General features: G+C 64.7%; 1 pseudogene. It reads left to right on the forward strand.

From position 1 onward, the window contains the following. Window positions 1–374: pseudogene (locus tag A3754_RS06800) on the forward strand (D-hexose-6-phosphate mutarotase); the annotation flags it as partial.

Consider the following 374-nt stretch of genomic DNA (forward strand, 5'->3'; position numbering starts at 1 on the left):
TTGGCAGCGCCCTGACCCTGGCCCTGAGTAACCACAACCACGGCCAGGCCCCGGTCACTATCAGCCAGGCGCTGCACACCTACCTGGCCGTGGCCGATAGCCGGTACGTCACTGTGCATGGGCTGGCGCAGTCCCCCTACGTGGATGCCCTGGCCGACTGGCAGACCCGTCAGGACACCCAGGCACTGCGGTTCGACCGGGAAACCGACCGGCTTTACCTGCAACTGCCCTCTCAACTCCAGGTGGATGACCCGCTCTGGAAACGACAGATCCAACTGACCTGCCGGGGCAGCCATTCGGCGGTGGTCTGGAACCCCTGGGTGGAAAAGAGTCTGCGGCTCAGTCAGTTTGCCCCTGACGCCTGGCAACGCATG

It is taken from the genome of Alcanivorax sp. HI0083, from assembly GCF_001635175.1.